Here is a 24,663-nt window from a genome sequence, read left to right on the forward strand (position 1 = left end):
TTACCCTTTATCCGCGGTCGGCCATCAGTTTCCCGATTAACTGGGCAGTGTAATCAACGATTGGAACAATACGTCCGTAGTTCAATCGCGTCGGGCCAATGACCCCCACAGCACCAATAATCTTTCGGTCAGCGTTCATATAAGGAGAAACCACCAAAGAGGAACCCGAAAGTGAAAAAAGCTTGTTCTCAGAGCCAATAAAAATACGTACGCCTTCGCCTTCATCGGTCAACTCCAGAAACTCGGCAATATCACGCTTGCGTTCAAGATCATCAAACAGCGTTTTAATGCGATCCAACTCCGCAGGATCGCCACCTTCGTTTATCAAATTGGACCGCCCACGCACAATAAGACGCTCGGTTGCGGTGCCTTCATTCTCCCAAAGCGCCAGCCCGCTTTCGACCATATCTTTGGCCAGCGTATCAATCTCTTGGCGGCGTTTTGAAATCTCGCCGCTCACTACGCGCTGCAACTCCAAAACTGTCCGGCCTTCAGCGACGGCATTTAAAAAATTTGCGGCCTCTCTCATCGACGAAGGCGTCTGGCCCATCGGCGGCGTGAAGACGCGGTTTTCCACCTGACCATCCGCAAACACAAGCACCACCAAAGCCCGATCAGGACCAAGTGAGACAAACTCAATGTGCTTGATCGGTGCTTCGGTTTTTGGCGTCAAAACTAGCGATGCGCCCTGAGTTAGACCCGAAAGCGCCCCACCGACGCGGTCCATAAGTGCGGGCACCCCGTCAGAATTAGACGACATCGTATTCTGCAGATGGTCACGGTCCACCGCATCAAGATCCCGAACCTCAAGCAAACCATCCACAAACATTCGCAACCCAATTTGCGTCGGCACACGACCCGCAGAAATATGCGGACTATCCAACAGACCAAGATGCTCAAGGTCTTGCATGACATTACGAATGGTCGCCGCACTTACCTTTTCCGACATTTCCCGCGTCAGCGTGCGTGATCCAACAGGATCGCCACTCTCAAGATATGACTGCACAACGCGGCGAAACACTTCGCGCGACCGGTCGTTCATATTGTCAAAGGGGCTCTCAATCTCTGTCATAGACGGTAATTTGATCCCCCCCACCCAATGTTGCAAGGGGTTGCGTTCAGTTTGCCGCCATGTGATCCAATCTTCAGAAAAACAAAGGATGACATGATGCGCCCCTCCAACCGTGCACTTGATGAAATGCGGTCCATTGAGATCGAAACCAACGTGACCCGCCACGCGGAAGGCAGTTGCCTGATCAAAGTAGGCGATACCCACGTGCTGTGCACCGCATCTGTTGACGAGCGCGTCCCGCCCTTCATCAAGGGATCTGGTCTTGGCTGGGTCACTGCAGAATATGGTATGCTTCCCCGCGCAACACACACACGCATGCGCCGCGAAGCCAAGAACGGACAATCGGGACGCACCCAAGAAATTCAACGCCTGATTGGCCGCAGCCTCCGCGCCGGTGTTGACCGCGTTGCTATGGGCGAGCGTCAAATCACCGTAGACTGCGACGTTATCCAAGCAGACGGCGGCACGCGCTGTGCCTCAATCACAGGCGGTTGGGTTGCGCTGTCATTGGCCGTCCAAAAGCTGATGAAAGCGGGCGACATCAAAACAAACCCGCTGATCAGCCCCGTCTCTGCGGTAAGCTGTGGCATCTACGCGGGCCAGCCCGTTCTTGATCTGGACTACCCCGAAGACAGCGAAGCAGGTGTGGACGGCAACTTTGTCATGACTGGCGACGCTGGTCTTATCGAAATCCAGATGTCCGCTGAGGGCTCTATCTTCAGCCGCGCACAAATGGACCAACTTCTTGATTTTGCGATCAAAGGAAGTGCTGAACTGACCAAGGCCCAACTTTTGGCGGTAGGTGCATAAATGCGCAAGCTCACCGAACCCAAGATCGTCCTTGCCAGCCATAACGCGGGAAAGCTGCGCGAAATCTCTGAACTGCTGAAACCTTTTGGCATTGAAGTGATCTCGGCGGGCGAGCTTGGGCTTGATGAGCCAGAAGAAACCGAGAGCACTTTCCATGGAAACGCCCGCATAAAAGCGCATTACGCCGCCAAAAATGCAGGCCTTCCCGCGCTTTCGGATGACAGTGGCATTACCGTTGACGGCCTGGATGGCGCACCTGGCGTCTACACAGCAGACTGGGCCGAAACGCCAAATGGCCGCGACTTCCCCCTCGCAATGAGCAAAGTCTGGAACGCACTTGAAGAACGCGACGCAGAATACCCGCGTCTGGCCGCCTTTAACTGCACGCTCTGCATCGCTTGGCCCGACGGACATGACGAAATCTTTGATGGCATCGTTAAAGGCGAAGTCGTCTGGCCAATGCGTGGTGAACATGGGTTCGGCTTTGACCCTATGTTCCAGCCTCTTGGTCATTCTGAAACATTCGGAGAAATGGATCCCGCGCAAAAACACGCCATGTCACACCGCGCCGATGCATTCGCAAAACTGATCGCAGGCTGCCTTGACTGAAGACTGGCAAAATGGCGGGTTCGGCCTGTACATTCACTGGCCCTTTTGCAGCGCAAAATGCCCGTACTGTGATTTTAATTCATACGTTGCGGACAAAATAGACGAAAACCGCTGGGTTAGAGCCTACATTTCGGAAATTGAACGCAGAGCTTCGCTCACACAAGGCCGGGTGCTTAATTCGGTCTTCTTCGGCGGTGGAACCCCCAGTTTAATGTCCGTTCATGCCATTGAACAAATCATCACAGCCGTGCGCGCCAATTGGTCCTGCGCGAACACAATCGAAATCACGATGGAGGCGAACCCAACTTCCGTCGAAGCCGCGCGCTTTGCCGGCTACAAAGATGCTGGCGTAAACCGTATTTCCGTCGGCATTCAAAGCCTCAACGATGACGACCTTAAACGCCTTGGCCGCCTTCATACAGTTAAAGAAGGCATTCAAGCCTTTGAGCTTGCTGCCAAAACTTTTGAAAGGTGTAGCTTTGACCTGATCTACAGCCGTCAAAATCAGACGCTCACCGATTGGCAGTCTGAACTGAAAGAGGCACTCACGATCGCTGCTGGCCACCTTTCAATGTACCAACTGACGATTGAGCCCAATACAGCCTTTGGTGATCGCTATGAAAAAGGCCTGCTAAAGGGGCTGCCGACCGAAGACACAGAAGCAGACATGTATTTTGCTACGCAGGAAATTGCCGCAAAAGCAGGATATATGTCATATGAAGTGTCTAATTATGCTAAACCGGACCATGAGAGCAGCCACAACCTGATCTATTGGCGCTACGGCGATTACATCGGCATAGGACCTGGGGCGCACGGAAGGGTAACTCTTAACGGAACCCGCCACGCGACAGAAACAGAGCTAAGTCCCTTGAATTGGCTCAAATCAGTCGAAGAAAACGTAACAGGCGAAATCACTACCGCCCCGCTATCACGCGAAGAGCAAGGAACAGAATTTCTACTAATGGGCCTGCGATTGGAAGAAGGCATCTCGCCAACTCGATATAGCGAAATATCGGGTCTGACTTTGCCAGAAACAACAATCAGCCACCTAGCAGAACTCGGTTTGATCGCTGCGGATGACGACAAGCTTTCGGTCACCCCTAAGGGAAGACCACTCATTAACGGAATCTTGCGCGAATTACTCGCTGATTAGCCTGCAAGCAATCTGCAAAGGTCATCTAGCTGCTCTAAGTCTTTGTATTTAATCACAATCTGGCCACCAGCGTTGCCAGGATTGTGGGAAATCGACACGCCCATCCGCAACTGGGCCGACAATTCGCCCTCAAGCGCGCGTGTATCAGCATCCTTATCACTAGAGCCACCGCTACGCCCACCACTCGAACCACCAGATTTCCCCGTATTAGAGCCGCTTTTGACCAGCTCTTCAGTCTGTCGAACAGACAAACCCTTTGCGATGACAGTCTGTGCAATCTTACTTGGATTATCCGCGCTAATCATTGCGCGTGCATGACCCATGCTCAACGTACCAGTTACCACCTTGTCTTGAACATCATCAGGCAAGGTCAATAAGCGCAACAAGTTCGTAATGTGCGATCGGCTTTTCCCCATCGCCTTAGCAACAGCATCTTGTGTGTGACCATGTCTTTGGATCAACTGATTGTAGGCCAAGGCCTCTTCAACCGCGTTTAAATCGGCGCGCTGAATATTCTCGATGATGCCCAGCTCGAGTACTTCAGTATCGTTGAAGTCCCGTACGATTACAGGCACCTCATGGATTTGCGCCCGCGCGGCAGCGCGCCAACGCCGCTCACCCGCAACAATCTGATAAGCACCCTTCTGGCCGGTCGTATCGGGACGAACGATCAGCGGCTGAATAATCCCCTTTTCGCGCAGCGAGCTTGCCAACTCATCCAAATCACCCTCATCAAACGATTTCCGCGGCTGGTCAGGGTTCGGGAAAATTAGGTCAATTGAGACTAACGTGGTGCTTTTGACAACAACATCAGACGGCGCTTCTGTCTGCGTAGGAACATCTGCCATCAAAGCAGACAACCCACGGCCCAATCCGCGACCTTTGTTTGGTGACTTACTCATGATCTAAACTCCTTCTTGATCGCGCTGCCGGCGCAAAAATTCCTTGGCCAACGCACGATACGCCTGACTCCCGCTGGAACGCGGGTCATATTCTAAAACAGATTGCGCATAGGATGGCGCTTCACTTACACGCACATTCCGGGGGATGACCGTTTTGAAAACAAGATCTTTCAACACGTCTCTGGCATCATTTTCGACCTGCTGGGCCAGGTTGTTCCGCTGATCATGCATCGTCATCACAACACCCTCGATACGCAACGCGGGGTTGGCCGCCTCACGAACCTCGCGAATGGTAATCATTAACTGAGATAGTCCCTCAAGCGCGAAAAATTCACTTTGTAGCGGCACAAGGATACTGTGCGCCGCGACCATTGCGTTAACAGTAAGTAGATTGAGCGAGGGCGGGCAATCAATGATGACGTAATCATAGCCAAGCGCCGTCATATCTACTGACCGCAACACGTCCCGCAGTAAAAAACTACGCTTTTCATTAGAAATAAGCTCAATATCGGCCGAACTGAGATCAGTAGTCGACGCGACAATATCAAGGTTTTCAACGGCTGTCGGAACAATTACCTCATCAATCGGCGCATTTGAAACAAGAAGATCATACACCGTCTGGGTAGCTTCCTCTTTCTGCACCCCAACACCGGTTGTCGCATTTCCTTGTGGATCGAGATCAATCAACAGAACTGATAGCTGCAGTTCCGACAGCCCAGCGGCCAGATTAATCGCGGTCGTCGTTTTACCTACGCCACCCTTTTGATTGGCTACTGCAATAATCTTTGCTGGATCGATATTATGCACGCTTTAACGCCTTAAGTTTTAACAGTTTCGCCTCAGGATCAGTCTTGCTTGGAACCAAATCTAACTCAAACGACCATTTATTCCGCACAACTGCAAGCTCCGCTTCAACCGTACGCCCCTTTAAAAACAAACATTCTGTATCAGTGTGCCCGTGGGCATGAGCCCAATCAAAAAGTGTATCAAGGCTTGCAAGAGCTCGGGCTGTTATCACGTCCGCAGAAAGTGGTTCGAGTCTTTCTATCCGCGCAGTTTCAACGCGTGCGTTTAACGAAAGTTCACGAATACACGTGCGAAGAAACGCGCCCTTTCGGGCATCACTTTCCACCAAAACCGTAGTTCTGTTCGGCGCGGCCTGCTGATCATAGATGGCGATCACAATACCAGGTAGACCGCCACCACTTCCCAGATCTGCTACTGTTTGCGTGGTTTCACCTATATGACTGCATATCTGCAAACTATCGTTTATATGACGATCTGACAAACATTCCAAAGTTTTCGGTGAGACAAGATTTATTTTCGGATTCCACTTACGAATAAGCGCTTCATAAGCCTGCAACCGCTCTGATGTTTCACGTGAAACATCCATTACGCTATCGACTTTCGCTGACTACTTTTTGCGATCGCCACCAAGATCGATAGACATGCTGGTGTCATCCCATCAATCTTTGCTGCCTTTGCAATCGTCTCTGGTTTTGCCTTCAAAAGCTTATTCTGCATCTCGTTAGAGATGCCGCTGACCGCCGTATAGTCGAAGTTAACATCAAGCGCGGTCTGTTCATCCCTTTTTAAGCCCTCTGCATCTCGATCTTGCCGCGCAATGTAATGCGCATACATTGCGTCGTTAGAAAGCTGGAGCTGAATATCTGGACTGATACTATCTACTTTTGGCTCCAACTTTGAAGCACACTCCATATCAAACCCATTCATAGACAAAAGATCAAACAAGGTACGTTTGGTTCCGTCTTGGTTAATTTTCACCCCTGTTTCGGCAACTTGCTTTGGCGTAAAGACCTTTGCAGTCAAAATATCCATTCCAACATCAATCGAACGCTTCTTCTCATCATACGCGGCCCAGCGGACCTGTGAAATCAGGCCAAGCTCATTACCAAACTCTGTTAACCTTTGATCAGCATTGTCAGCCCTTAGCGAAAGTCGGTACTCTGCACGAGATGTAAACATTCTATAGGGTTCCAGAACACCTCTACTCGTTAAATCATCTATCATGACGCCGATATAAGACGTTCGACGGCTGAAAATAACCGGCTCTTTGTCCAAAACACTAAGGCCAGCGTTTAGGCCTGCAACTAGCCCCTGTGCTGCAGCCTCTTCATAACCTGTAGTTCCATTAATCTGCCCCGCAAAATACAGCCCACTTACAGTCTTCAATTCAAGCGTCTGCTTAAGTGCCCTCGGGTCCACATAATCATACTCAATAGCGTAGCCGAGCTGATGTACTTCCGCGCTCTCAAGTCCTTTAATAGACCTAATGTACTGATACTGAATATCCTCAGGCAACGACGTGGAAATACCGTTTGGGTAAATCCAGTCACTACTCAGACTTTCTGGCTCTAAAAATATCTGGTGAGATGTTTTGTCTGTAAAGCGAACAACTTTATCTTCAATAGAAGGACAATACCGCGGTCCAACACCATCAATGTGTCCACCATACATCGCTGATTTATCAAGGTTCTTCGTAATTATTTCGTGTGTGTGCTCATTGGTATGAGTGATGGCGCAACAAACCTGTTGAGCAGAAACATCTTCTGTCAGAAACGAGAAGAAGGCAGGATCGTCATCCCCAGGCTGAACTTCCAACCCCTCAAAATTTATTGATCCTTTAGCAATTCGCGGCGGTGTGCCTGTTTTTAGGCGTCCAATAGGAAGTCCCAGATTCAAAATACGATCAGCGAGCTTAGTTGAAGCATTCTCACCCATTCGGCCAGCGCTGTAGGAAACGTCACCGATATGCACCTTCCCATTCAGGAAGGTCCCAGTTGTTAAAATTACCTTTTGAGCAGTGATTTCAGAACCGTCACCAAGAACCACACCATTGACGATATCGCCCTTCATGGTGAGGTCAGCGACTTCACCAATTATGATTTCGAGGTTTGATGTGTGCCTTAACTCATGCCTCATAAGCTCCCCATAAAGAAGCCGATCAACTTGGGCACGTGGACCTTGGACTGCTGGTCCTTTTCGACGGTTTAGCAAGCGAAATTGGATACCAGCTTGGTCTGAAAGCCGCCCAAGACTACCGTCAAGCGCATCTATTTCACGTACAAGATGACCTTTGCCCAGACCACCAACTGCCGGGTTGCAAGACATTGCACCGATGCCGGCCTCCGTCATTGTAATAAGCGCTGTTGAAACACCTAGCCGTGCAGAAGTTGCCGCAGCTTCAGCACCCGCGTGACCTGCGCCAATTACGATTACGTCAAAATGTTTCACGTGAAACACTCCTTACTTTCCAAGACAAAACGACGAAAACACTTTATCCAGTACATCTTCAACATCAACATGACCAATCAATTGATCAAGCTGTCGTGTTGCTGCTCGTAAATCATCTGCGACCAACTCTACTTCTTGCCCATTCTCCAAGCCAAAAAGCGCTGAATTCAAGTAGCTCACGGCGTTAGTAATCGCAATCCCGTGTCGCTCTAGCGTGGCGACACCTACCCTTGAAACGCGGTCGTTTAAAACCGTTCCAATATGATTAAGAATGCGGTCGATGCCATGGCCGGTCTTTCCAGACAATCCATTATCATGCGCGCCTTCATCGTCTTTAGCTGTCAAGATCAAATCATCAGCTGTCATATCGACTGGTCCGACATCATCATCAGCTATCTTGAGCCAAATGCGCAGGTCAGCAGATACAGCGCGATCCAAAGCACGTTCAATACCAATTTTTTCGACACTATCGTCAGTGGCGCGAATACCTGCCGTATCAAGAACACGGACTGAATGACCCTGCAGGTCAAGATCAACCTCTAATACATCGCGCGTTGTACCGGCCACATCAGTAACAATAGCCACATCGCGTCTGGCTAACGCATTGATAAAGGTCGATTTTCCAGCGTTTGGTTGACCGATGATGGCAACCTCAAATCCAGATCTTACACGCTCAGAAACGACTACGCCGCGGGCCTGTGCCTCAAGCTCAGCACGCAATGGCAGCAGTATCTCGGACACCTCAGGGAATACATCAACGGGTACTTCTTCATCAGCAAAGTCAATCGTCGCTTGAAGCAGTGCGCCCGCGTGAATGAGCTTTGCACGCCACCCGGCTACAGCTGTTTTCAGATGTCCATTCAAGAGCTTACGCGCTTGGATTGCTTGGCTTTCTGTCTCTGCGTCGATCAGATCAGCAAGACCTTCAACTTCTTCAAGTGTCATTCGGCCATTGATCAAAGCACGGCGAGTAAACTCACCAGGTTCAGCCATGCGCATATTTGGCAGCTGAGAAAGGATCAAAATCGCCTCTTTTTGAATGGCGGGGCTCCCATGAAGGTGCAGCTCTACGGTTTCTTCGCCTGTAAAGCTTGCGCCTTTGGCAAAACCCAAAACGAGCGGTGTATCAATTACCTCACCGCTTATTTTTTGGAAATCCGCCAAATAAGGCGTTCGCCGATCCACGTCAATTTTCGGCATCACGGGCTTCAAAGCATCAAAGACACCCTGCCCCGAAAGCCGCAAAACACTTACACCCGCACGGCCGACGGCCGTCGCAAAGGCGAAAATAATGTCCATTATTCAGCCTCCTTTTTGTGGCAGGTATTATCCGTTCATTGAATCGAAGAAGTCGGTGTTGCTCTTTGTTTGCTTGAGTTTAGACAATAAGAATTCGATGGCGTCCGTCGTTCCCATTGGGTTCAAGATACGGCGCAACACATAGGTTTTCTGCAGATCAACTTTATCAATCAACAGATCTTCCTTACGTGTACCTGATTTCAGAATATCCATTGCTGGGAAGACGCGTTTATCTGCGACTTTACGATCAAGCACGATTTCGGAGTTACCTGTGCCTTTGAATTCTTCAAAGATCACTTCGTCCATACGCGACCCAGTATCGATCAAGGCCGTTGAGATGATAGTCAAAGAACCACCCTCTTCAATATTCCGCGCGGCACCAAAGAACCGTTTGGGGCGTTGAAGCGCGTTGGCATCCACACCACCGGTCAAAACTTTACCGGACGAAGGAACAACTGTATTAAACGCACGGCCAAGACGAGTAATCGAGTCGAGCAGGATCACAACGTCGCGTTTATGTTCAACAAGGCGTTTCGCCTTTTCGATAACCATTTCTGACACAGCCACGTGACGCGTTGCAGGTTCATCGAACGTTGACGATACAACCTCGCCCTTCACAGAACGCTGCATGTCCGTAACTTCTTCTGGACGTTCATCGATCAAAAGAACGATCAGATAGCATTCTGGGTGGTTTTTTTCGATGCTGGTTGCGATGTTTTGCAGCAAGACCGTTTTACCGGTGCGTGGAGGCGCCACGATCAATGAACGTTGGCCTTTACCAATTGGTGCAACCAGATCGATGATCCGGGCAGAGCGATCTTTGCTGGCTGTTGGATCCTCAAGTTCCATCTTCAGACGCTCATCAGGATAGAGCGGTGTAAGGTTTTCAAATGCAACTTTGTGGCGCGCTTTTTCGGGCTCTTCAAAGTTGATTTGTTGAATGCTTGTCAGTGCAAAATAACGCTCGTTATCGCCAGGAGCGCGCATAACGCCTGTAATCGTGTCACCGGTACGCAGCGAGTATTGGCGGATCATGTCAGGTGAGACGTAAATATCATCAGGGCCTGGCAAATAGTTTGCCTCGGTTGAGCGCAGGAAGCCAAATCCATCTTGGAGCACTTCCATGACGCCATCACCGCTTATTTCCCAGCCGTCTTCTGCTCGCTCCTTCAGGATCGAGAACATCATATCCCCTTTGCGCATCGTGGATGCGTTTTCGATCTCAAGCTCTTCAGCCAAAGACAGGAGGTTTTTCGGACTTTGAGCTTTCAGCTCAGCCAATGACAGACGCTCTTGGGTCATACTTTCACCTTGATGCGTTGGAACGCATTATTTTAAAGGAGTTAAAGTGTTCGGATGAACACCTAAGCCGTAGCTAACATTAATGGGTTAGTCAAACTTCGATTTAAGCGGTTCAATGCCTTTTCTAATGATAAGAAAGATAAAAATGGTGATGATGAAGTGTTAAGAAAATCTGTGGATTACTTTTTATCCAACCCTTTATCCACAGTGTATCGGCAGATTTACACCTAAATATATTTAGATAGTTGTTTTAAATCAATATGTTGAGCGCAACTTAATGTCTTGTTAATCAACGTAAAACAAAACAATCCCCATCGTAGATTCGACACATTTATCCTTTCCACAGGCGTATAAAATCGGCAAATTGTCGTGGAATTGTGCTGTGGCCTGCTGTGATGGGAATGGCACTGAAATCTCACGGTGACTGTCCTTAAGGCATTCATTGATTTGTCCAAAAGGTTATCCACATCTCTTTTTCACTTACACTCGCTTCGTCCTCGAAAATTCGGGCTCAGCTGCTCGAAAACGCAGGCATTCCTATAACGATTCGACCTATGCCCATTGATGAGGAGCTGATTAAAGGCGCAATGGTTGCCGAAGGTGCGCCCCCACGGGATGTTGCGGATGCGCTGGCTGAAATGAAAGCGAGGCGATTGTCAGACAAAGGGCATAAGGGGCCGATTTTGGGCTGTGATCAGGTTCTGGACTTCAAGGGCGCTATTTATTCAAAGCCGACCTCACCAGAAGATGCGCGCGTGCAGCTGCGGGCGTTGTCAGCGCAGGTTCATTATTTGCATACGGCGGCTTGTTTATATCAAGACGGCAAACCCGCGTGGCGGCACGTTTCACGTGTAACTTTGCGCATGCGGCAATTGAGTGATGCCTATATTGATGCCTACGTTGATCGGAATTGGGATGACATTCAGCATACGGTTGGTTGTTACATGCTTGAGGCGGAAGGTGCGCGACTGTTCTCTCAGGTGCAGGGCGACTATTTTGCGGTATTGGGTCTGCCTTTGGTGGAGCTTTCGTCATTCTTAACCCTGCGCGGAGATATTGACGGATGAGTGGAAAACTACGGCTTGCGGGTGTCATTGGACATCCAATTTCGCATTCAAAATCGCCGCGTTTGCATGGGCATTGGCTAAAGCGTTACGGAATCGATGGGCACTATATCCCGATGAATGTCGCACCGGATGATTTGGCGCGTACGATAGAATTGCTCCCCCGGCTTGGGTTTGTAGGGATTAACGTGACGCTTCCGCACAAAGAGGCTGTGATGGCGTTATGTGATCAAATTACACCCCGGGCTAAGGCTGTTGGTGCTGTTAATACCCTTATTTTTCAAAAAGATGGCAGTATTCTGGGCGATAACACTGATGGTTACGGTTTTATGGCCAACCTCTATACTGGCGCGCCTAACTGGCGGGCTGACACGGGTCCAGCGGTGGTGTTGGGTGCTGGTGGGGCGGCACGTGGTGTTGTCGCGGCACTACTTGATGCTGGTGCGCCACAGATCATTCTAAGCAACCGAACTGCTGAGCGGGCAACCGTGCTTCAGTCAGAATTTGGCGCACGTGTTGTGGTTTCTGCTTGGGATGATGTTGATGATGCCATTAAGGGCGCGAACCTGCTGGTCAACACAACCTCGCTTGGAATGGATGGCCAACCCACCCTGCCCGTTTCACTTGATTACCTGGGTCCTGAAACACTTGTGACAGATATTGTTTATGCGCCTTTGAAAACCCAACTTTTGATTTATGCGGCTACACGTGAATGTGCCGTTGTTGATGGGCTTGGAATGTTGTTGCACCAAGCCGCCCCCGGTTTTGAAGCGTGGTTTGGTCAAAAACCGACTGTGGATGACGAACTGCGCCAAGCTGTTTTGTCATGACATTTGTCATAGGCCTTACTGGCTCAATGGGGATGGGCAAATCGACCACGGCGAAAATGTTTGCCAAGCGTTATATACCCGTGTGGGATGCGGATGCGGCGGTGCACCGGATTTATCAAAGTGGTGGTGGTGAGTTGGCAACCGCGTTCCCACAAGCGGTGAGAAACGGGGTGATAGAGCGTGAATTATTGCGCGAGATCATCCATCAAGATCAGGCAGCATTAGCAAAGATTGAGGCGATCATTCATCCGCAAGTGGCGGCTGACCGCGCGCGATTTATTGAGGCCTTTAAAAGTGAGATCATTCTAATTGATGTGCCTTTGCTTTTTGAAACAGGTGCAGATGACAGTGTTGATGCGGTTGTTGTTGTGAGTGCGCCAAGCGACGTTCAGCGAGATCGTGTTTTAGCGCGCCACGGCATGACAGAGGCGCTTTTTGACACCATTCTATCAAAACAAATGCCAGATGCTGAAAAGCGCGCAAAAGCGGATTACGTTATTGAGACAACTTCGCTAGACGCGGCTGAGGCAGCTGTTGATGCGATTTTAGCCAAGATTAAGCGGGAGTTAAGCGATGCGTGAGATCGTTTTGGATACGGAAACCACTGGTTTTGAGCCCGCCGAGGGCGACCGCGTCGTTGAAATTGGCGCGGTAGAACTGTGGAACCACATGCCGACGGGCAAAACGTATCACCAGTATATCAATCCGGAACGATCAATGCCCCAAGGGGCGTTTGAAGTGCACGGGCTCGGCGATGATTTTTTGCGCGATAAGCCAGTTTTCAGAAATATTGCGCAGGATTTTGTTGATTTTGTCGGTACCGATGTGATGGTCATTCATAACGCGGCGTTCGATATGAAGTTCTTGAACGCAGAGCTCGGTTGGCTTGGGCGCCCTGCTCTACCTATGTCGCAGTCGCTTGATACGCTGGCAATCGCACGTAAGCGTTTCCCTGGCTCGCCTGCTTCGCTTGATGCGCTATGCCGCCGTTTCAACATCGATAACTCGTCGCGGACTTTGCACGGAGCGTTGCTTGATAGTGAAATTTTGGCGGAAGTTTATCTTGAACTTATCGGCGGCAAGCAGCCTGACTTTGCGCTAAGCACCAACTCAAACAACACATCTTCGGATCAAACCGCGGAATGGCGTCCTTCACGCCGTCCGACGCCGTTGCCATCACGGCTAACTGAAAAAGAAAACGCCGCCCACGCCGAATTTCTCGACAAGATGGGCGGCGCAGTGCTTTGGCGGTCTGAGACTTAGGTTATTAAGAAACAGTCGCGTTCTTTGCTTCTGCTTCAGCGCGGCGTGTAAGCTCTGCGCGATAAAGCTGAAGGAAATCAATGGTTTCAAGGTTAAGTGGCGGGAAGCCACCGTCACGAGTGACGTCGCTAACAACACGGCGCACAAACGGGAACAGCATCCGTGGGCATTCGATCAGCAAGAACGGGTGAAGCTGGTCTTCTGGCACGTTTTCGACCTGGAAAACGCCGCCGTAGTCAAGCTCCATCAAGAACAACGCGGCTTCTGAAGCTTTGTCATTTGATTTGATCATCAGCTTAATGATGACCTCAAACTGGTTTTCAACAGTACGCTTTTTCGCGTCGATGTTCACTTGAACAGAAACGTCTGGGGTTACATCGCCTGCGCCGCCTTTTTGAACGAGAATGTTCTCAAATGACATGTCGCGGATGTATTGCGCCAGCACGGACATTTTGATGCCAGCGGGTGCTTCTTGTGCGGGGGTTTCGTCAGCCATGGGGCATCTCCAATCAACTTATACTCGCAGTTTCGTAACAGGTCGGGGCAGGGGCCTCAATCCGTTAGTGTTGGGTCCAGCCTGACGGCCCAGAAGGTTGATTTGAAGGTGGGGGTACCTCCTCAAAGTCGCCATCAATGGTTGTTCCGCCGGCCGTATTTTGATGGGGTTGGCGGGGCCTGCCGTTTGAAAAGCTTTGTACTTTGATCCGCGATTTGAGCGCGGCAAATACAGATGTGCGCACAGCGGGAATGAGAAGGGCAAAGCCAACGGCATCAGTGAAAAAGCCGGGCGTCAGAAGGAGCGCGCCGGAGAACAGGATCATCGCGCCGTGGGCCAGCGGTTCTGTAGGATCATTCAGGTTTTCAAAGCTGCCGCGGACTTGTGACAGAGCAAGCGCGCCTTGTTGCCGCACCAACGCGGTTCCCAGAAGTGCTGTAATGAGCACGATAAGCAGTGTTGGCCAAAGGCCAACCCAGCCACCGATCTGAATAAACAGGCCAATTTCGATCAGCGGCACCGCTAGAAATGCCAAAAAGAGCCACATGTTTAAGATCCTTTTCATAACTTTACGCCAAGACCACAAACTAGGTGCGGTGAGTGGACTTGATCCTATGCCTGCCCTACATAAGTGCGAGTTAAGTAATTTCCCACGCCCCCAACGCTAGAGGCTTTCATGAACAGCTCACTCGTCCAACTTTTGGTCCTTGCCGGCATTGCCATATTTTTGGTTTTGCGTCTGAAAAACGTGCTCGGCACACGTGAGGGTTTTGAAAAGCCACCAGAGGCTGTGCAAGATAGCACACCTGTGCGCCGTGAGTTTGAGGTGATCGAAGGCGGGCCAGATCGCGATATCACAGATCATGCGGAAGAAGGTAGCGCCCAAGCTGATGCGTTGGCGCAAATGAAGGCGACTGATCCAAGTTTTAGCGTGAACGAGTTTTTGGGTGGGGCCAGCGGTGCCTATGAGATGATCTTGATGGCGTTTGAGGCTGGAGACATGGATAGCATCAAAGGCTTCTTGTCCGATGATGTTTTCGAAAGCTTTGATAGCGTTGTCAAAATGCGCGAAGAGCAGGGGCTTTCCGTCGACGCTACTTTTGTTGGTGTCCGTGAGATGCGTTTGAAGGATGCGACATACAACGCTTCGACAACCGAAGGTGAAGTGACGGTGAAATTCGTGGCCGAGCTTACTTCAGTTGTGACGAATGCTGAGGGTGAAGTTGTTGAAGGCAGCGCCAAAGAGATCAAACGCCAGAAGGACACTTGGACGTTTGCACGCGTGATGTCGTCTGACGATCCGAACTGGCAATTGGTAGCCACTGGCGAATAAACGTAGATGGGCGCGGTAGATTTGAAGTGGCAAAGAAACCCAAAGGTTTAACGTCTGACGATCGCTCCATTTGGCAGCGCGTCGCGGAAACAGCTGTGCCAATTCAACACGTGCCCGTCAGTAAGCCAGCTGAAAAAAAGCCCCCAAAGAAAATCTGTGCCGAGCAACACCCCGCCATTTCCCATTTCAAGGCCGGTGCGCGGGCGGCTCCTTTGCCGCGAAAGCATGACATTCAAAAAGATATTCGGCAGCAGGTCGCAGAAGCTCCTGTGAACATGGATCGAAAGTCATTTCAGAACCTACGGCGCGGCAAGCTAAAGCCCGAGGGGCGGATCGATCTGCATGGGATGACGCTTGCAGAAGCGCACCCTGCATTAATAGGGTTTGTGATGTCGTCTCATCGCGCTGGGAAGCGGTTGGTTTTGGTCATCACAGGCAAGGGCAAACACAAAGACGAGGGTGGCCCAATGCCTGTCCGCATGGGCGTTCTTCGTCATCAGGTGCCTGAATGGCTGCGCATGGCGCCTGTTGCTTCGCTTGTTTTGCAGGTCAGCGAAGCCCACTTAAAGCATGGTGGTAGTGGCGCGTATTATGTTTACCTACGGCGCAAACGTTAAAGCACGTAGCGGCTGAGGTCTGTTGAACGAGACAGCTCGCCTAAGTGTTTTTCCACAAACGCAGCGTCCACAGTTATCTCATCACCACTGCGGTCAGATGCCGTGAAGGACAGCTCCTCAAACACCCGCTCAAGCACAGTGTAGAGCCTGCGCGCACCGATATTTTCAACGCTTTCGTTCACTTCCGCAGCAATTTTAGCGAGAGCGGCAATACCTTCGGCCGTGAACGAAACAGTCACATTTTCTGTTGCCATCAAGGCAGTGTACTGACGCGTAAGCGCATTGTCTGTTTCTGTCAGAATGCGAACAAAATCGTTTTCCGTTAGCGCGCGTAATTCGACGCGAATAGGCAAGCGACCCTGCAATTCAGGCAGCAGATCAGAGGGCTTAGCGATGTGAAATGCCCCAGATGCAATAAATAGAATGTGATCGGTTTTTACGGGCCCATGTTTTGTTGAGACCGTAGTGCCTTCGATGAGCGGCAGCAGGTCGCGTTGAACGCCTTCGCGGCTGACATCACCACTTCTTGTTTCGCTTTTGGCGCAGACCTTATCAATCTCGTCCAGAAAAACGATCCCGCTCGATGAGACTGCCTCAAGCGCGGTTTGCGTCACCGTCTCATCGTCTAACAGTTTGTCTGCTTCCTCGCCAATGAGCACGTCATAGCTTTCCGCTACTGTCATTTTCCGACGCTCGGTACGGACTGCAAACGCTTTGCCGAACAAGTCACCAAGGTTCATCATTTGGCCGCCACCAGGTTGCCCGGGAATATCCATCGATGGCATTTGTGGCATTGCTGCGGCCACGTCGAGCTCAATCACAGTGTCGTCAAGCTCTCCGGCGATGAGCTTTTTGCGGAACATTTCGCGCGTGCCGCTTCTTGCATCTTCACCGGCGATTGCAGTGATCACACGCTCTTCGGCGGACTTCATTGCCTTTGCTTTAACTTCGTCGCGCATCGTTTCGCGGGTAAGGGTGATCGCGCTGTCCACAAGATCGCGGATAATCTGCTCAACATCACGACCGACATAGCCGACTTCGGTAAACTTTGTAGCTTCAACTTTGATGAAAGGCGCATTTGCAAGCTTAGCGAGGCGGCGGCTAATCTCAGTCTTGCCGACGCCAGTTGGCCCGATCATCAGGATATTTTTGGGATACACCTCATCGCGCAAATCATCGGGTAATTGTTGTCTTCGCCACCGATTACGCATGGCAACAGCAACGGCGCGTTTTGCGTCTGCTTGGCCAATAATGAAACGATCGAGTTCCGCAACAATCTGTGGGGGCGTTAAGTCAGTCATGATTTTATCGTCTCGATCGTGAGGTTTCCGTTGGTGTAGACGCAGATATCTGCGGCAATTGCCATCGCGCGTTTCGCAATTTCTTCCGCGTCATGATCACTATCCATAAGTGCGCGGCCTGCGGACAGGGCGTAATTACCACCAGATCCGATTGCAGTGATGTCATGCTCAGGTTCAAGAACGTCACCCGCGCCGGTAATAACAAACAAGTCGGTTCCGTCCGATACAATCAGCATTGCTTCAAGCTTCTGGAGGTATTTGTCCGTTCGCCAGTCTTTTGCAAGCTCAACTGATGCGCGGGCTAACTGGCCAGGCGTTGCTTCAAGTTTCGCCTCTAGTCGCTCAAGCAATGTAAACGCGTCAGCGGTAGAGCCTGCAAAGCCTGCAACCACATCATACCCACCAGGAGAAAGGCGGCGGACTTTGCGCGCGGTCCCTTTCATTACGGTCTGGCCAACACTTACCTGGCCATCGCCTGCAATGACGACCTTGCCGGCTTTGCGAACGCCGATGATTGTGGTGCCGTGCCAGCCCGGAAAATCTGAGTTGCTCATGTTCGCGCTCCCGCTTTTGTGCGTGGGAATAATATGGTTGCCGGCCGAGTGTTTCACAAGGCGATGTGCGTACGAAAAAAGGCGCACCTTGTTCGGCACGCCTTTGTTTTTCGTCTTGCCGCGTCTGTTAGATAGATTCTTCGATCCAGCTTTGCAGCGCCGCTTTTGGTGCTGCGCCGTTGCGGTTTGAGACAACTTCGCCGTCTTTGAAGACGAACAGAGCAGGAATGCCGCGAACGCCCATTTGTGCGGCTGCATTCGGGTTGCTGTCTACATCGACTTTCACGATTTTCACTTTGCCGTCCATTTCGGCGGAAAGTTCTTCAAGTGACGGGCCGATTTGTTTGCAGGGGCCGCACCATTCTGCCCAGAAATCTACCACAACGGGGATGTCTGAATTGCGGACTTCTGCGTCAAATGTGTCGTCTGTTGCTGCAACGGTAGCCATTGGGTCTCTCCTTGAGATCTGCGTTGCGGTGAACCTAAGAGTGGGCGGGCACAGCGTCAAGATATGGGGGTCGTTTCCAGTGCCTGCATCACCATATCGCGGGGAAGCTCCATCAACTCAGCGGTTTTGGTCCATAGAAGAGCCGTTTTGATAGTTTTGTTGGGGAAAACCACTTCAAGAGCTGCCGCATAGGCGCCCATTTGGCGCAACAGGCCTAGGGGTGTATCCTGGGGTCTTTTGGGAATGATCGCGTTTGATTTAAAGTCGACTGCAAGAATATGATCGCCTTGATCGATTAGTCGGTCAATCGTTCCCAATACTTGCTTACCCTCAAGCTGAGAAAGCGGTGATGTAATACCAACCTCTGCCATTGCGTGATCAGAGAACAAGAAACCTAAGTGCGGTGCGGTTAAGACGTTTATGGCCTCTTGGATGATTTCGTCAGCAAGTGGACCGACAGCGAATTCATCGTTGGTCAGTAACAATTGCTTCGCCTGTTCCTGCCATGTAGGCCGAGGCACGTCAGGCAAATATTCGAGAAGCAAGTGTATGAGTGTGCCGCGGCGCATCGCGGCCTCTTCGTCAAAATGAGTGTCTGATCTGCTATACAGAGCCTTCGCGCCACCCAGCATGGACGGCGAAAGTGGGCGTTGTTTCGCATCAGGTGCTGTTGGATTGAGCATCAGGTGGGTTGGTATAGAAACGGATGTTGCATGCTTAGCCGTGGTGGGCGCATCTGTGGCGGCCCAAGCGCCAACCTCAAAGCGGAAAGGCGTTTCATCGGCAAGCTGCGCTGTCTTTGCGCCAAGTTCAGTTACCGCGTCTTCGATGCGTCCGTACCATTTATCCGCCGTTTTGGCAGGGTCCATAACGCCGTCAATCATGAGCCATTTTTCAGCGCGGGTCATTGCCACATACAGCAATCGGTCACTTTCTTCGGCAGACAGCCGCTTTGCCTCCTCCACGGGTGCCTCAAGACACTCGGGCATGTCTGCCGTGGCAGGCTTCCAAACAGCGGTACCGTCTTTGTTGATGGTCGGGTCACGGAATTGGCTTTTCTGTGCGCCAGTCTCGGGAAGAATAACAATCGGCGCTTCCAGCCCCTTAGCGCCATGGATGGTCATGACCCTGATTTGGTCACCTGCACTTTCGGCTTGCCGTTTTATCTCAACGTCCTCTGCCTCCAGCCATGTCAAAAAGCCCGTCAGGTTTGGTACGTCGTTTTGTTCGTACGATTGTGCTTGGTCGAGCAACGCATCAATGCCGTCAACGGCCTCTTCACCCAAGCGGGCGATTAGCTTTCGCCGACCATCGTGACGGATAAGGGCACGTTCCAGAAGGTCAAAGGGGCGTAGAAAATCAGATGAATTTCGAAGATCATCTAGCATTTCCATGGTTTCAGGAAACTCAGTACGCCTGTCACGCATCTCTTGCCAAAGATATTTTTTGACAGCGCGGCGATGGGCCAGATCGAACAAATCTTGCTCGCTCCAGCCAAATAGGGGGGACTTCAGCAGCCCCGCAAGCGCGAGATCATCTTCGGGTGTCGATAAGAAGGCAAGCAGCGCAGTGAGGTCTTTTACCGCCAACTCGCCCGCAATTTTCAGTTTGTCAGCGCCTGCAATTTTTAGGCCTTCTGATTTACAGGCACGGATCAGTTCGTGAAAAATTGCTGACCTTTTACGAACGAGAATTAGAAAATCACCTTCATGAACGGGACGGAATATGTTCGGTGTTTCTTCGTCAGGAATGCCAACTTTTGTATCGATCATATGGCGAATTCGCGCTGCAATGCGTTTAGCCAAAATCACCGTTGCGTCTTGTGGTGACTTGCGGTCGAGAGGCGTGTGCCAAGGCAGATCATCCTCGGTCTTTTGTGGCTCAACCACTGGAAAAATATCCACGCGGCCAGCCAGTTCAGTCTTGAACGCTTTGTGTAAAACTGTGCCGCCTAGGCTTGTCGTATCACCTTTTGAAAAGACCTTGTCGACGCTGCTTAAAACCGCTGCCGAGGAGCGAAACGAGTATTCAAGTTGCAGTGGTTGAAAAGGTTTTTGGATGCTTTTCAGCTTGCTATGAAAGTTATCACGCATTTCAGAAAAGCCCGCGGGTTTAGCCCCTTGGAACGAGTAGATTGACTGCTTGGGATCACCGACAACAAAAATAGTCCGCTCTACATCATCACGTGCGCCAAGACCGCTGGTGAATTCAGAGGCAAGGTTTTCAATGACGCTCCATTGGGTTGGGCTGGTGTCCTGCGCCTCGTCGACGAGGATGTGGTCAATGCCGCCATCGAGACGAAACAGAACCCATGACGCCATACTTTGATTGGACAGAAGATCGTTGGTCTTCTCAATTAGATCGTCAAAATCAAGCCATCCACGGACCGTTTTGGCAGCCTCATATTTTGGTAGAAAGACACGCGCAAAGGCATGTAGGGCTTTGGTTTTATGGGCGGTATCGAGCTTTAATTTCAGTTCTTGTGCGTCTTCGATACGCTCCATTAGATCATGAAGTTGTGCGGTGAGTTCAGGATGCTTTTCCGCGATCGCCTTTGTCGGAGCACGTCCAATTTTAGCGCGCCTGTTATTGGCACCGCTATGAAAAAGAAGCGGCTTTGCGAGCTCCGATATAGCGACGTAATTGAACGTCTTTATGGCATCAAGCGCGTCAGCAAGCTTGGTATCGTTGGCGGAGGATGTACGTAAAATTGGAATTAGAGCGGTAAAGAGATCGCCCTCAGATCCGTCGAAAGCTTGATCAATTAGTGACTTTTCGGTTGTCCCAGAAGGTAAGTCCAATACGTCTTCAATTGATGTATCAGTTGCGTACAAGGCTTTGTTCTTGATGATATCACGCGCGAGTTTTTCAAAATTCTGATCGGTAATTTGCATCGCCAAAGCATCAAGAAGGTGCTGATTTGGGCCGGTCGCAATATCGTCCAAAACAGCTTCGTGAAGCAGCACGCCTGCACGGTCTTCCATTTCGGTGAATTGGGGCGACACGCCGGCCTCAAGAGGGAACCGCCGCAAAAGTGTGGCGCAAAACGAATGGATCGTTTGAATTTTCAGACCACCGGGCGCTTCGATCGCGCGGGCGAAAAGGCGCCGTGCATTATTCAGATCATGATCTGACCACGCATCGTCAACACCAAGCCCGATTAATTCTTTACGCAGATCGGGTTCGGGCTTCATTGCCCAATCCCCTAACCTTTGGAACAGTCGGTTCTGCATCTCGCTGGCGGCGGCTTTGGTGTAGGTCAGGCACAAAATACGCTCTGGCGGAACACCGGATAGAAGCAAGCGCGCGACCCGATCCGTGAGAACGCGGGTCTTGCCAGAGCCGGCATTTGCGGCAAGCCACGTTGACATATCGGGACGGGCGGCTTGAATTTGCCGAAGGCTTGCGTCGTTAGGGATACTCATTTCAGCACCTCTGGGTTCGGCTCGTCCGTGACGTCCCACTCCCCGAATCGCGAGAGGTGATCGTACTCGTTTGCATAGGTGTCTTTTTCAGTTTGCCGACGGGCAAGATACCCCTGATCCGGATTGTTATAGGCTAAAATAAGCGCGCGTAGTTCTGTCTTGATCTCGGCAATTGAGGTTTCATCAATAGGGGCTGGCGTGCTTTGTAGTGATGAACCGACCTTTAGAAACACACCGCTTTCAGCGGGCACAGGCCCCAACTCAGAAAAGGCACCCTCTTCTATCATCAGCATTTGAAGCAAAAGCTGACGGTCAAAGAGAAGCTGGGGTTTTTTCTGTGGCGGGGTACCTGTTTTGTAGTCGTAGATAATCGCACCACCCGTTTCGGTTATGTCGATCCGGTCCGCTTGGGCGGTTAGGTCGAAGGATATGTCGGCAAGCGTAAACTTTCCTTTTTGTTCCAGAAGGGTCGGCGTCCCGTATTGCTGCCTGACGTTTTCCTGTTCAACAAATTCGTGCGCAATGCGGCTTAGCTGCCCCAACCACAGGCGTTGAGCAGTTGGCCAAGGCGCTTTTTTGGTCAGCACGTCTTCTGCAATATTGAGAAGTGTGTCGACGGGATCTGGCGTCTGTATTCCGTTCTTTTTGATGAACTCTTCAAACACAGAGTGAACTACGGTTCCACGCAGCAATGCGTCAGCGGATCGTCGCAGCGAATGGAGCGGCTTTAGTTTGAGGATGTCGCGCGCGTAGACGTTGTAGGGATCGCGGATCAGGTGTTTGAACCGAGTGACCGACAAATGGCGGGGTCGGGCGCTTACAGGTGGGCGCGGGGCAGGACGCTTGGCCGGTTCAATTTTTTGTTGCGGTTTTTCTAATTCAATAGCGATCTGGAGCCACTTATCACCGCGCGCCAACATTCCTTTATAAGCCGCCTCACCGTTTTGCTTTGGTAGGCCCTGAACAAGGTTTGTAATCCTGTTCAACCATCTAGATGGGACTGTCTCGGCATCGCTACTGCGGGCTGAGCGCGACAGCCATATTTTTGGTCCTGCCGCTGCGATTTGGAAGTCGTGTGCAGATAAGCCAAGTTTACGATCAGGCGATAGCAGGCCAATCTCGTTTCGCATTTTTCGGTTGAGCCATGGATCATGTGCCGCGGCTTCCGGCCAGCTTCCTTCATTCAGTCCAGCAAGGATAACAATATCTGCGCCACCAACACGTGCCTCGAGGGTACCCCAAATAAAAACGTCTGGTCTTGGTTGTTCCCGGTCGCGGACTTCTTCGTTTGCTAAAATACGGTGGAATAGGGCCTGATAATTGCGGGGGGATAGGTCGTTTCCATAGAGCGCGTCTTGCTGGAGAAGCGTCACAGTTTGCAGCGCTTTCTCACCTTCGTCGCGCAACCAAAGCGTGCCATCGCCTTGAGAACCGTCGCCCGTTGAAAGTAACTCGGCGTATTTGAGGTGTACCTCAATGAGATGGGGCAGAGGTTGTGTGCGAGCTGTAGAGAGGACAGAAACTGCACGTCCTATAAGACTGGCCCACTTGCTAACACCTTCGTCTTTTTCACCATTTGCCCATGCCATAAGCAGTTCTTCCGTGGGAAAAGGCATGCCGTATTTGCGGATGTAGATCTCAAGGTTCCGCGTCCGTCTAAGGTGGTTGCCTCGATCTCCGCCTGAAAAGACGAGAGGGTTCTTAAGTAACGCCAACAGTGTATCGGCGGTAACAGGTTCGCCCATAAGTCGTGCTGTTTGATCTAGCAGGCGGCCCGGTGCTGTGAGGTGTAGCGGGATGCCAGCACTGTCGTCAGCCCGAATGCGCCACCTGTCGAGCGCAGCGCTAACGCGGCGTGTCAGGGTGCGATCAGGCGAAATAAGCGCTACTGTTTTGCCTTGCTCAACGGCGTCTCGAATACCGATCGATATCGCTTGCGCCTCAAGCCGTGGCGATGGGGCGTTGAGAAGCGTGATATCTTCGCAGCATTCTTCCAAATCGCCTAGTTTTGGACCTTCGCTAAGCCATTGATCTGTGATCGGCGCGGGGCGCAGGGCCAATGATATCAGCTGCGTCCGTTTGGTCGGCTCCGCTGAAACTGTTTCATCCCACGGCTGTACTTGATCCGGACTTACATTGACCTCGTCCATAAACGCCTTCAGACGGTACTGCGGATGATCCTCAGCTCTGTGTTTCTCTGACGATAGGTTTGCCCAATCGCGAGTGGTCATTGAGGTGTCAAAACCCGGCAGGATGACAGCGCCTTGTGGAAGGTTTGCAATGGCGCGCATCAACCTTGCCGTTGTCCCCCGAGACCCCGTTGAGCCGGCAAGAATGATAGGATGCTCTGGCGGATTTTTGAGCCAAGTCCCAATAAGTGCATCGACGACCATGCCTTGGCGGGTTTCTTTATCGGGAAGAGACGTTTCTGCCAGATATTGCTGTGCAATTGTAAGGAATTGCTGAGTACGTTGCCAATGTGCAGAGTGATCCGACACATCGATGTTTCTTATGGCTTCTGGATCAACCGCCTCACTTTGTATTTCATCAATGAGACGGGCAAGGCTATCTGCAAGGTCAAACAGCGCAGAGCGGGGCGCAAGCTCTGGCGAAGCCGTGAGCAGTGCATCAATCAGTTGGGCAAGCTCAAGGTGCCTGCGAATGCGTGACACAGGTTGGGGTATGGCGCGTGTTTCTGGTGTATCATCAAGACCTGAAAGAAGCTTGATCCTTGGCAAAAGGCGCGCTGGGCCAGAGGCAAGCAATTCCGTGACACGCTGTTCCGAACGACGGGTATTGAATATTAACGTGGTATTTGCCCATGACATTGGATTATGTCCATGCAGTCGCTGTTCAAGCCCGCGTGCAATGGTTTTTGGAAAGTCACAGCCAAGGGGCAGATGAAATACTTTGGGCATTGGGGGCTGGGG

General features: G+C 51.1%; 23 protein-coding genes. 9 read left to right on the plus strand and 14 right to left on the minus strand.

Annotation, left to right across the window (positions count from 1 at the left end):
* Positions 1 to 7: 7 nt before the first annotated feature.
* Positions 8 to 1,072: a heat-inducible transcriptional repressor HrcA gene (gene hrcA, locus ACTF5M_RS03880; protein WP_438959766.1), complete on the minus strand. Its 1,065-nt coding sequence runs from the start codon at positions 1,070 to 1,072 to the stop codon at positions 8 to 10.
* 96 nt (positions 1,073 to 1,168) lie between these two features.
* On the opposite strand from hrcA, the gene rph reads away from it, so the two are divergent.
* Genes rph through hemW form a run of 3 tightly spaced genes read left to right on the plus strand, consistent with a single transcriptional unit; the run spans position 1,169 to position 3,644 of the window.
* Positions 1,169 to 1,882 carry a ribonuclease PH gene (gene rph / locus ACTF5M_RS03885; RefSeq protein WP_438959803.1) on the plus strand — a complete coding sequence of 238 codons (714 nt, stop codon included), beginning with the start codon at positions 1,169 to 1,171 and terminating at the stop codon, positions 1,880 to 1,882.
* Positions 1,883 to 2,491 (plus strand): RdgB/HAM1 family non-canonical purine NTP pyrophosphatase, encoded by a 609-nt coding sequence (gene rdgB / locus ACTF5M_RS03890; protein WP_438959767.1) that lies wholly within the window; start codon positions 1,883 to 1,885, stop codon positions 2,489 to 2,491.
* Positions 2,484 to 3,644 carry a radical SAM family heme chaperone HemW gene (gene hemW, locus ACTF5M_RS03895; RefSeq protein ID WP_438959768.1) on the plus strand — a complete coding sequence of 387 codons (1,161 nt, stop codon included), beginning with the start codon at positions 2,484 to 2,486 and terminating at the stop codon, positions 3,642 to 3,644. Before rdgB ends, hemW begins: the two co-directional genes overlap by 8 nt.
* On the opposite strand, the gene ACTF5M_RS03900 is transcribed toward hemW, so the two are convergent.
* The 6 genes from ACTF5M_RS03900 to rho are packed head-to-tail and all read right to left on the minus strand — an operon-like array spanning position 3,641 to position 10,402.
* A complete protein-coding gene (locus ACTF5M_RS03900) occupies positions 3,641 to 4,546 on the minus strand; it encodes a ParB/RepB/Spo0J family partition protein (RefSeq protein WP_438959769.1) in 906 nt (301 codons plus the stop codon). The genes hemW and ACTF5M_RS03900 overlap by 4 nt on opposite strands.
* A 3-nt stretch (positions 4,547 to 4,549) precedes the next feature.
* The gene (locus tag ACTF5M_RS03905; protein WP_438959770.1) at positions 4,550 to 5,353 is read right to left on the minus strand and encodes a ParA family protein; all 804 of its coding nucleotides are present in this window, start codon (positions 5,351 to 5,353) and stop codon (positions 4,550 to 4,552) included.
* Positions 5,346 to 5,939, minus strand: coding sequence for a 16S rRNA (guanine(527)-N(7))-methyltransferase RsmG (gene rsmG, locus ACTF5M_RS03910; protein ID WP_438959771.1), 594 nt, complete (start codon positions 5,937 to 5,939; stop codon positions 5,346 to 5,348). Before rsmG ends, ACTF5M_RS03905 begins: the two co-directional genes overlap by 8 nt.
* Positions 5,939 to 7,801, minus strand: a complete 1,863-nt coding sequence (gene mnmG, locus ACTF5M_RS03915) for a tRNA uridine-5-carboxymethylaminomethyl(34) synthesis enzyme MnmG (RefSeq protein WP_438959772.1) — start codon at positions 7,799 to 7,801, stop codon at positions 5,939 to 5,941. The genes rsmG and mnmG overlap by 1 nt, the downstream gene beginning before the upstream one ends.
* Before the next feature lie 12 nt (positions 7,802 to 7,813).
* The gene (gene mnmE, locus ACTF5M_RS03920) at positions 7,814 to 9,100 is read right to left on the minus strand and encodes a tRNA uridine-5-carboxymethylaminomethyl(34) synthesis GTPase MnmE (protein WP_438959773.1); all 1,287 of its coding nucleotides are present in this window, start codon (positions 9,098 to 9,100) and stop codon (positions 7,814 to 7,816) included.
* A 27-nt stretch (positions 9,101 to 9,127) separates the two neighbouring features.
* Positions 9,128 to 10,402 (minus strand): transcription termination factor Rho, encoded by a 1,275-nt coding sequence (rho, locus tag ACTF5M_RS03925; RefSeq protein WP_438959774.1) that lies wholly within the window; start codon positions 10,400 to 10,402, stop codon positions 9,128 to 9,130.
* Between the two features lie 467 nt (positions 10,403 to 10,869).
* Here rho and ACTF5M_RS03930 point away from each other — a divergent pair, with 467 nt between their 5' ends.
* Genes ACTF5M_RS03930 through dnaQ form a run of 4 tightly spaced genes read left to right on the plus strand, consistent with a single transcriptional unit; the run spans position 10,870 to position 13,559 of the window.
* Entirely contained in the window at positions 10,870 to 11,469 is a 600-nt protein-coding gene (locus ACTF5M_RS03930) for a Maf family protein (protein WP_438959804.1), read from the plus strand.
* Complete coding sequence (locus ACTF5M_RS03935; protein ID WP_438959775.1) at positions 11,466 to 12,296, plus strand: shikimate dehydrogenase; 831 nt, start codon at positions 11,466 to 11,468, stop codon at positions 12,294 to 12,296. The genes ACTF5M_RS03930 and ACTF5M_RS03935 overlap by 4 nt, the downstream gene beginning before the upstream one ends.
* A complete protein-coding gene (gene coaE, locus ACTF5M_RS03940; RefSeq protein WP_438959776.1) occupies positions 12,293 to 12,877 on the plus strand; it encodes a dephospho-CoA kinase in 585 nt (194 codons plus the stop codon). The genes ACTF5M_RS03935 and coaE overlap by 4 nt, the downstream gene beginning before the upstream one ends.
* The gene (gene dnaQ, locus ACTF5M_RS03945; RefSeq protein WP_438959777.1) at positions 12,870 to 13,559 is read left to right on the plus strand and encodes a DNA polymerase III subunit epsilon; all 690 of its coding nucleotides are present in this window, start codon (positions 12,870 to 12,872) and stop codon (positions 13,557 to 13,559) included. Before coaE ends, dnaQ begins: the two co-directional genes overlap by 8 nt.
* Before the next feature lie 4 nt (positions 13,560 to 13,563).
* On the opposite strand, the gene secB is transcribed toward dnaQ, so the two are convergent.
* Both secB and ACTF5M_RS03955 read right to left on the minus strand, forming a co-directional pair.
* Positions 13,564 to 14,055 carry a protein-export chaperone SecB gene (gene secB / locus ACTF5M_RS03950; protein WP_438959778.1) on the minus strand — a complete coding sequence of 164 codons (492 nt, stop codon included), beginning with the start codon at positions 14,053 to 14,055 and terminating at the stop codon, positions 13,564 to 13,566.
* 64 nt (positions 14,056 to 14,119) lie between these two features.
* Complete coding sequence (locus tag ACTF5M_RS03955) at positions 14,120 to 14,602, minus strand: FxsA family protein (RefSeq protein WP_438959779.1); 483 nt, start codon at positions 14,600 to 14,602, stop codon at positions 14,120 to 14,122.
* A gap of 129 nt (positions 14,603 to 14,731) precedes the next feature.
* On the opposite strand from ACTF5M_RS03955, the gene ACTF5M_RS03960 reads away from it, so the two are divergent.
* Positions 14,732 to 15,388 (plus strand): Tim44/TimA family putative adaptor protein, encoded by a 657-nt coding sequence (locus tag ACTF5M_RS03960; RefSeq protein WP_438959780.1) that lies wholly within the window; start codon positions 14,732 to 14,734, stop codon positions 15,386 to 15,388.
* Positions 15,389 to 15,414: 26 nt separating this feature from the next.
* Positions 15,415 to 16,005 carry a Smr/MutS family protein gene (locus ACTF5M_RS03965; protein WP_438959781.1) on the plus strand — a complete coding sequence of 197 codons (591 nt, stop codon included), beginning with the start codon at positions 15,415 to 15,417 and terminating at the stop codon, positions 16,003 to 16,005.
* Here ACTF5M_RS03965 and hslU read toward each other — a convergent pair.
* The 5 genes from hslU to addB form a co-directional block, all read right to left on the minus strand.
* The gene (hslU, locus tag ACTF5M_RS03970; RefSeq protein WP_438959782.1) at positions 16,002 to 17,306 is read right to left on the minus strand and encodes an ATP-dependent protease ATPase subunit HslU; all 1,305 of its coding nucleotides are present in this window, start codon (positions 17,304 to 17,306) and stop codon (positions 16,002 to 16,004) included. The genes ACTF5M_RS03965 and hslU overlap by 4 nt on opposite strands.
* The gene (gene hslV / locus ACTF5M_RS03975; protein WP_438959783.1) at positions 17,303 to 17,860 is read right to left on the minus strand and encodes an ATP-dependent protease subunit HslV; all 558 of its coding nucleotides are present in this window, start codon (positions 17,858 to 17,860) and stop codon (positions 17,303 to 17,305) included. Before hslV ends, hslU begins: the two co-directional genes overlap by 4 nt.
* A gap of 127 nt (positions 17,861 to 17,987) precedes the next feature.
* A complete protein-coding gene (gene trxA / locus ACTF5M_RS03980) occupies positions 17,988 to 18,308 on the minus strand; it encodes a thioredoxin (protein ID WP_048598570.1) in 321 nt (106 codons plus the stop codon).
* Positions 18,309 to 18,364: 56 nt separating this feature from the next.
* A complete protein-coding gene (gene addA, locus ACTF5M_RS03985; protein ID WP_438959784.1) occupies positions 18,365 to 21,733 on the minus strand; it encodes a double-strand break repair helicase AddA in 3,369 nt (1,122 codons plus the stop codon).
* Positions 21,730 to 24,651: a double-strand break repair protein AddB gene (gene addB / locus ACTF5M_RS03990; protein ID WP_438959785.1), complete on the minus strand. Its 2,922-nt coding sequence runs from the start codon at positions 24,649 to 24,651 to the stop codon at positions 21,730 to 21,732. The genes addA and addB overlap by 4 nt, the downstream gene beginning before the upstream one ends.
* Between the last annotated feature and the right edge of the window lie 12 nt (positions 24,652 to 24,663).

This window comes from Nereida sp. (genome assembly GCF_965655635.1).
In the GTDB taxonomy this organism is placed as follows: domain Bacteria; phylum Pseudomonadota; class Alphaproteobacteria; order Rhodobacterales; family Rhodobacteraceae; genus Nereida.

What these genes read in the sequence shown, in the direction of transcription:
- trxA (WP_048598570.1), bottom strand. Translation starts at nt 18,308, where the DNA reads ATGGCTACCGTTGCAGCAACAGACGACACATTTGACGCAGAAGTCCGC.
- ACTF5M_RS03960 (WP_438959780.1), top strand. Translation starts at nt 14,732, where the DNA reads ATGAACAGCTCACTCGTCCAACTTTTGGTCCTTGCCGGCATTGCCATA.
- ACTF5M_RS03900 (WP_438959769.1), bottom strand. Translation starts at nt 4,546, where the DNA reads ATGAGTAAGTCACCAAACAAAGGTCGCGGATTGGGCCGTGGGTTGTCT.
- ACTF5M_RS03955 (WP_438959779.1), bottom strand. Translation starts at nt 14,602, where the DNA reads ATGTGGCTCTTTTTGGCATTTCTAGCGGTGCCGCTGATCGAAATTGGC.
- rdgB (WP_438959767.1), top strand. Translation starts at nt 1,883, where the DNA reads ATGCGCAAGCTCACCGAACCCAAGATCGTCCTTGCCAGCCATAACGCG.
- hslV (WP_438959783.1), bottom strand. Translation starts at nt 17,860, where the DNA reads ATGAGCAACTCAGATTTTCCGGGCTGGCACGGCACCACAATCATCGGC.
- rph (WP_438959803.1), top strand. Translation starts at nt 1,169, where the DNA reads ATGCGCCCCTCCAACCGTGCACTTGATGAAATGCGGTCCATTGAGATC.
- hrcA (WP_438959766.1), bottom strand. Translation starts at nt 1,072, where the DNA reads ATGACAGAGATTGAGAGCCCCTTTGACAATATGAACGACCGGTCGCGC.
- mnmE (WP_438959773.1), bottom strand. Translation starts at nt 9,100, where the DNA reads ATGGACATTATTTTCGCCTTTGCGACGGCCGTCGGCCGTGCGGGTGTA.
- rsmG (WP_438959771.1), bottom strand. Translation starts at nt 5,939, where the DNA reads ATGGATGTTTCACGTGAAACATCAGAGCGGTTGCAGGCTTATGAAGCG.
- rho (WP_438959774.1), bottom strand. Translation starts at nt 10,402, where the DNA reads ATGACCCAAGAGCGTCTGTCATTGGCTGAGCTGAAAGCTCAAAGTCCG.
- dnaQ (WP_438959777.1), top strand. Translation starts at nt 12,870, where the DNA reads ATGCGTGAGATCGTTTTGGATACGGAAACCACTGGTTTTGAGCCCGCC.
- ACTF5M_RS03935 (WP_438959775.1), top strand. Translation starts at nt 11,466, where the DNA reads ATGAGTGGAAAACTACGGCTTGCGGGTGTCATTGGACATCCAATTTCG.
- addA (WP_438959784.1), bottom strand. Translation starts at nt 21,733, where the DNA reads ATGAGTATCCCTAACGACGCAAGCCTTCGGCAAATTCAAGCCGCCCGT.
- addB (WP_438959785.1), bottom strand. Translation starts at nt 24,651, where the DNA reads ATGCCCAAAGTATTTCATCTGCCCCTTGGCTGTGACTTTCCAAAAACC.
- coaE (WP_438959776.1), top strand. Translation starts at nt 12,293, where the DNA reads ATGACATTTGTCATAGGCCTTACTGGCTCAATGGGGATGGGCAAATCG.
- hslU (WP_438959782.1), bottom strand. Translation starts at nt 17,306, where the DNA reads ATGACTGACTTAACGCCCCCACAGATTGTTGCGGAACTCGATCGTTTC.
- secB (WP_438959778.1), bottom strand. Translation starts at nt 14,055, where the DNA reads ATGGCTGACGAAACCCCCGCACAAGAAGCACCCGCTGGCATCAAAATG.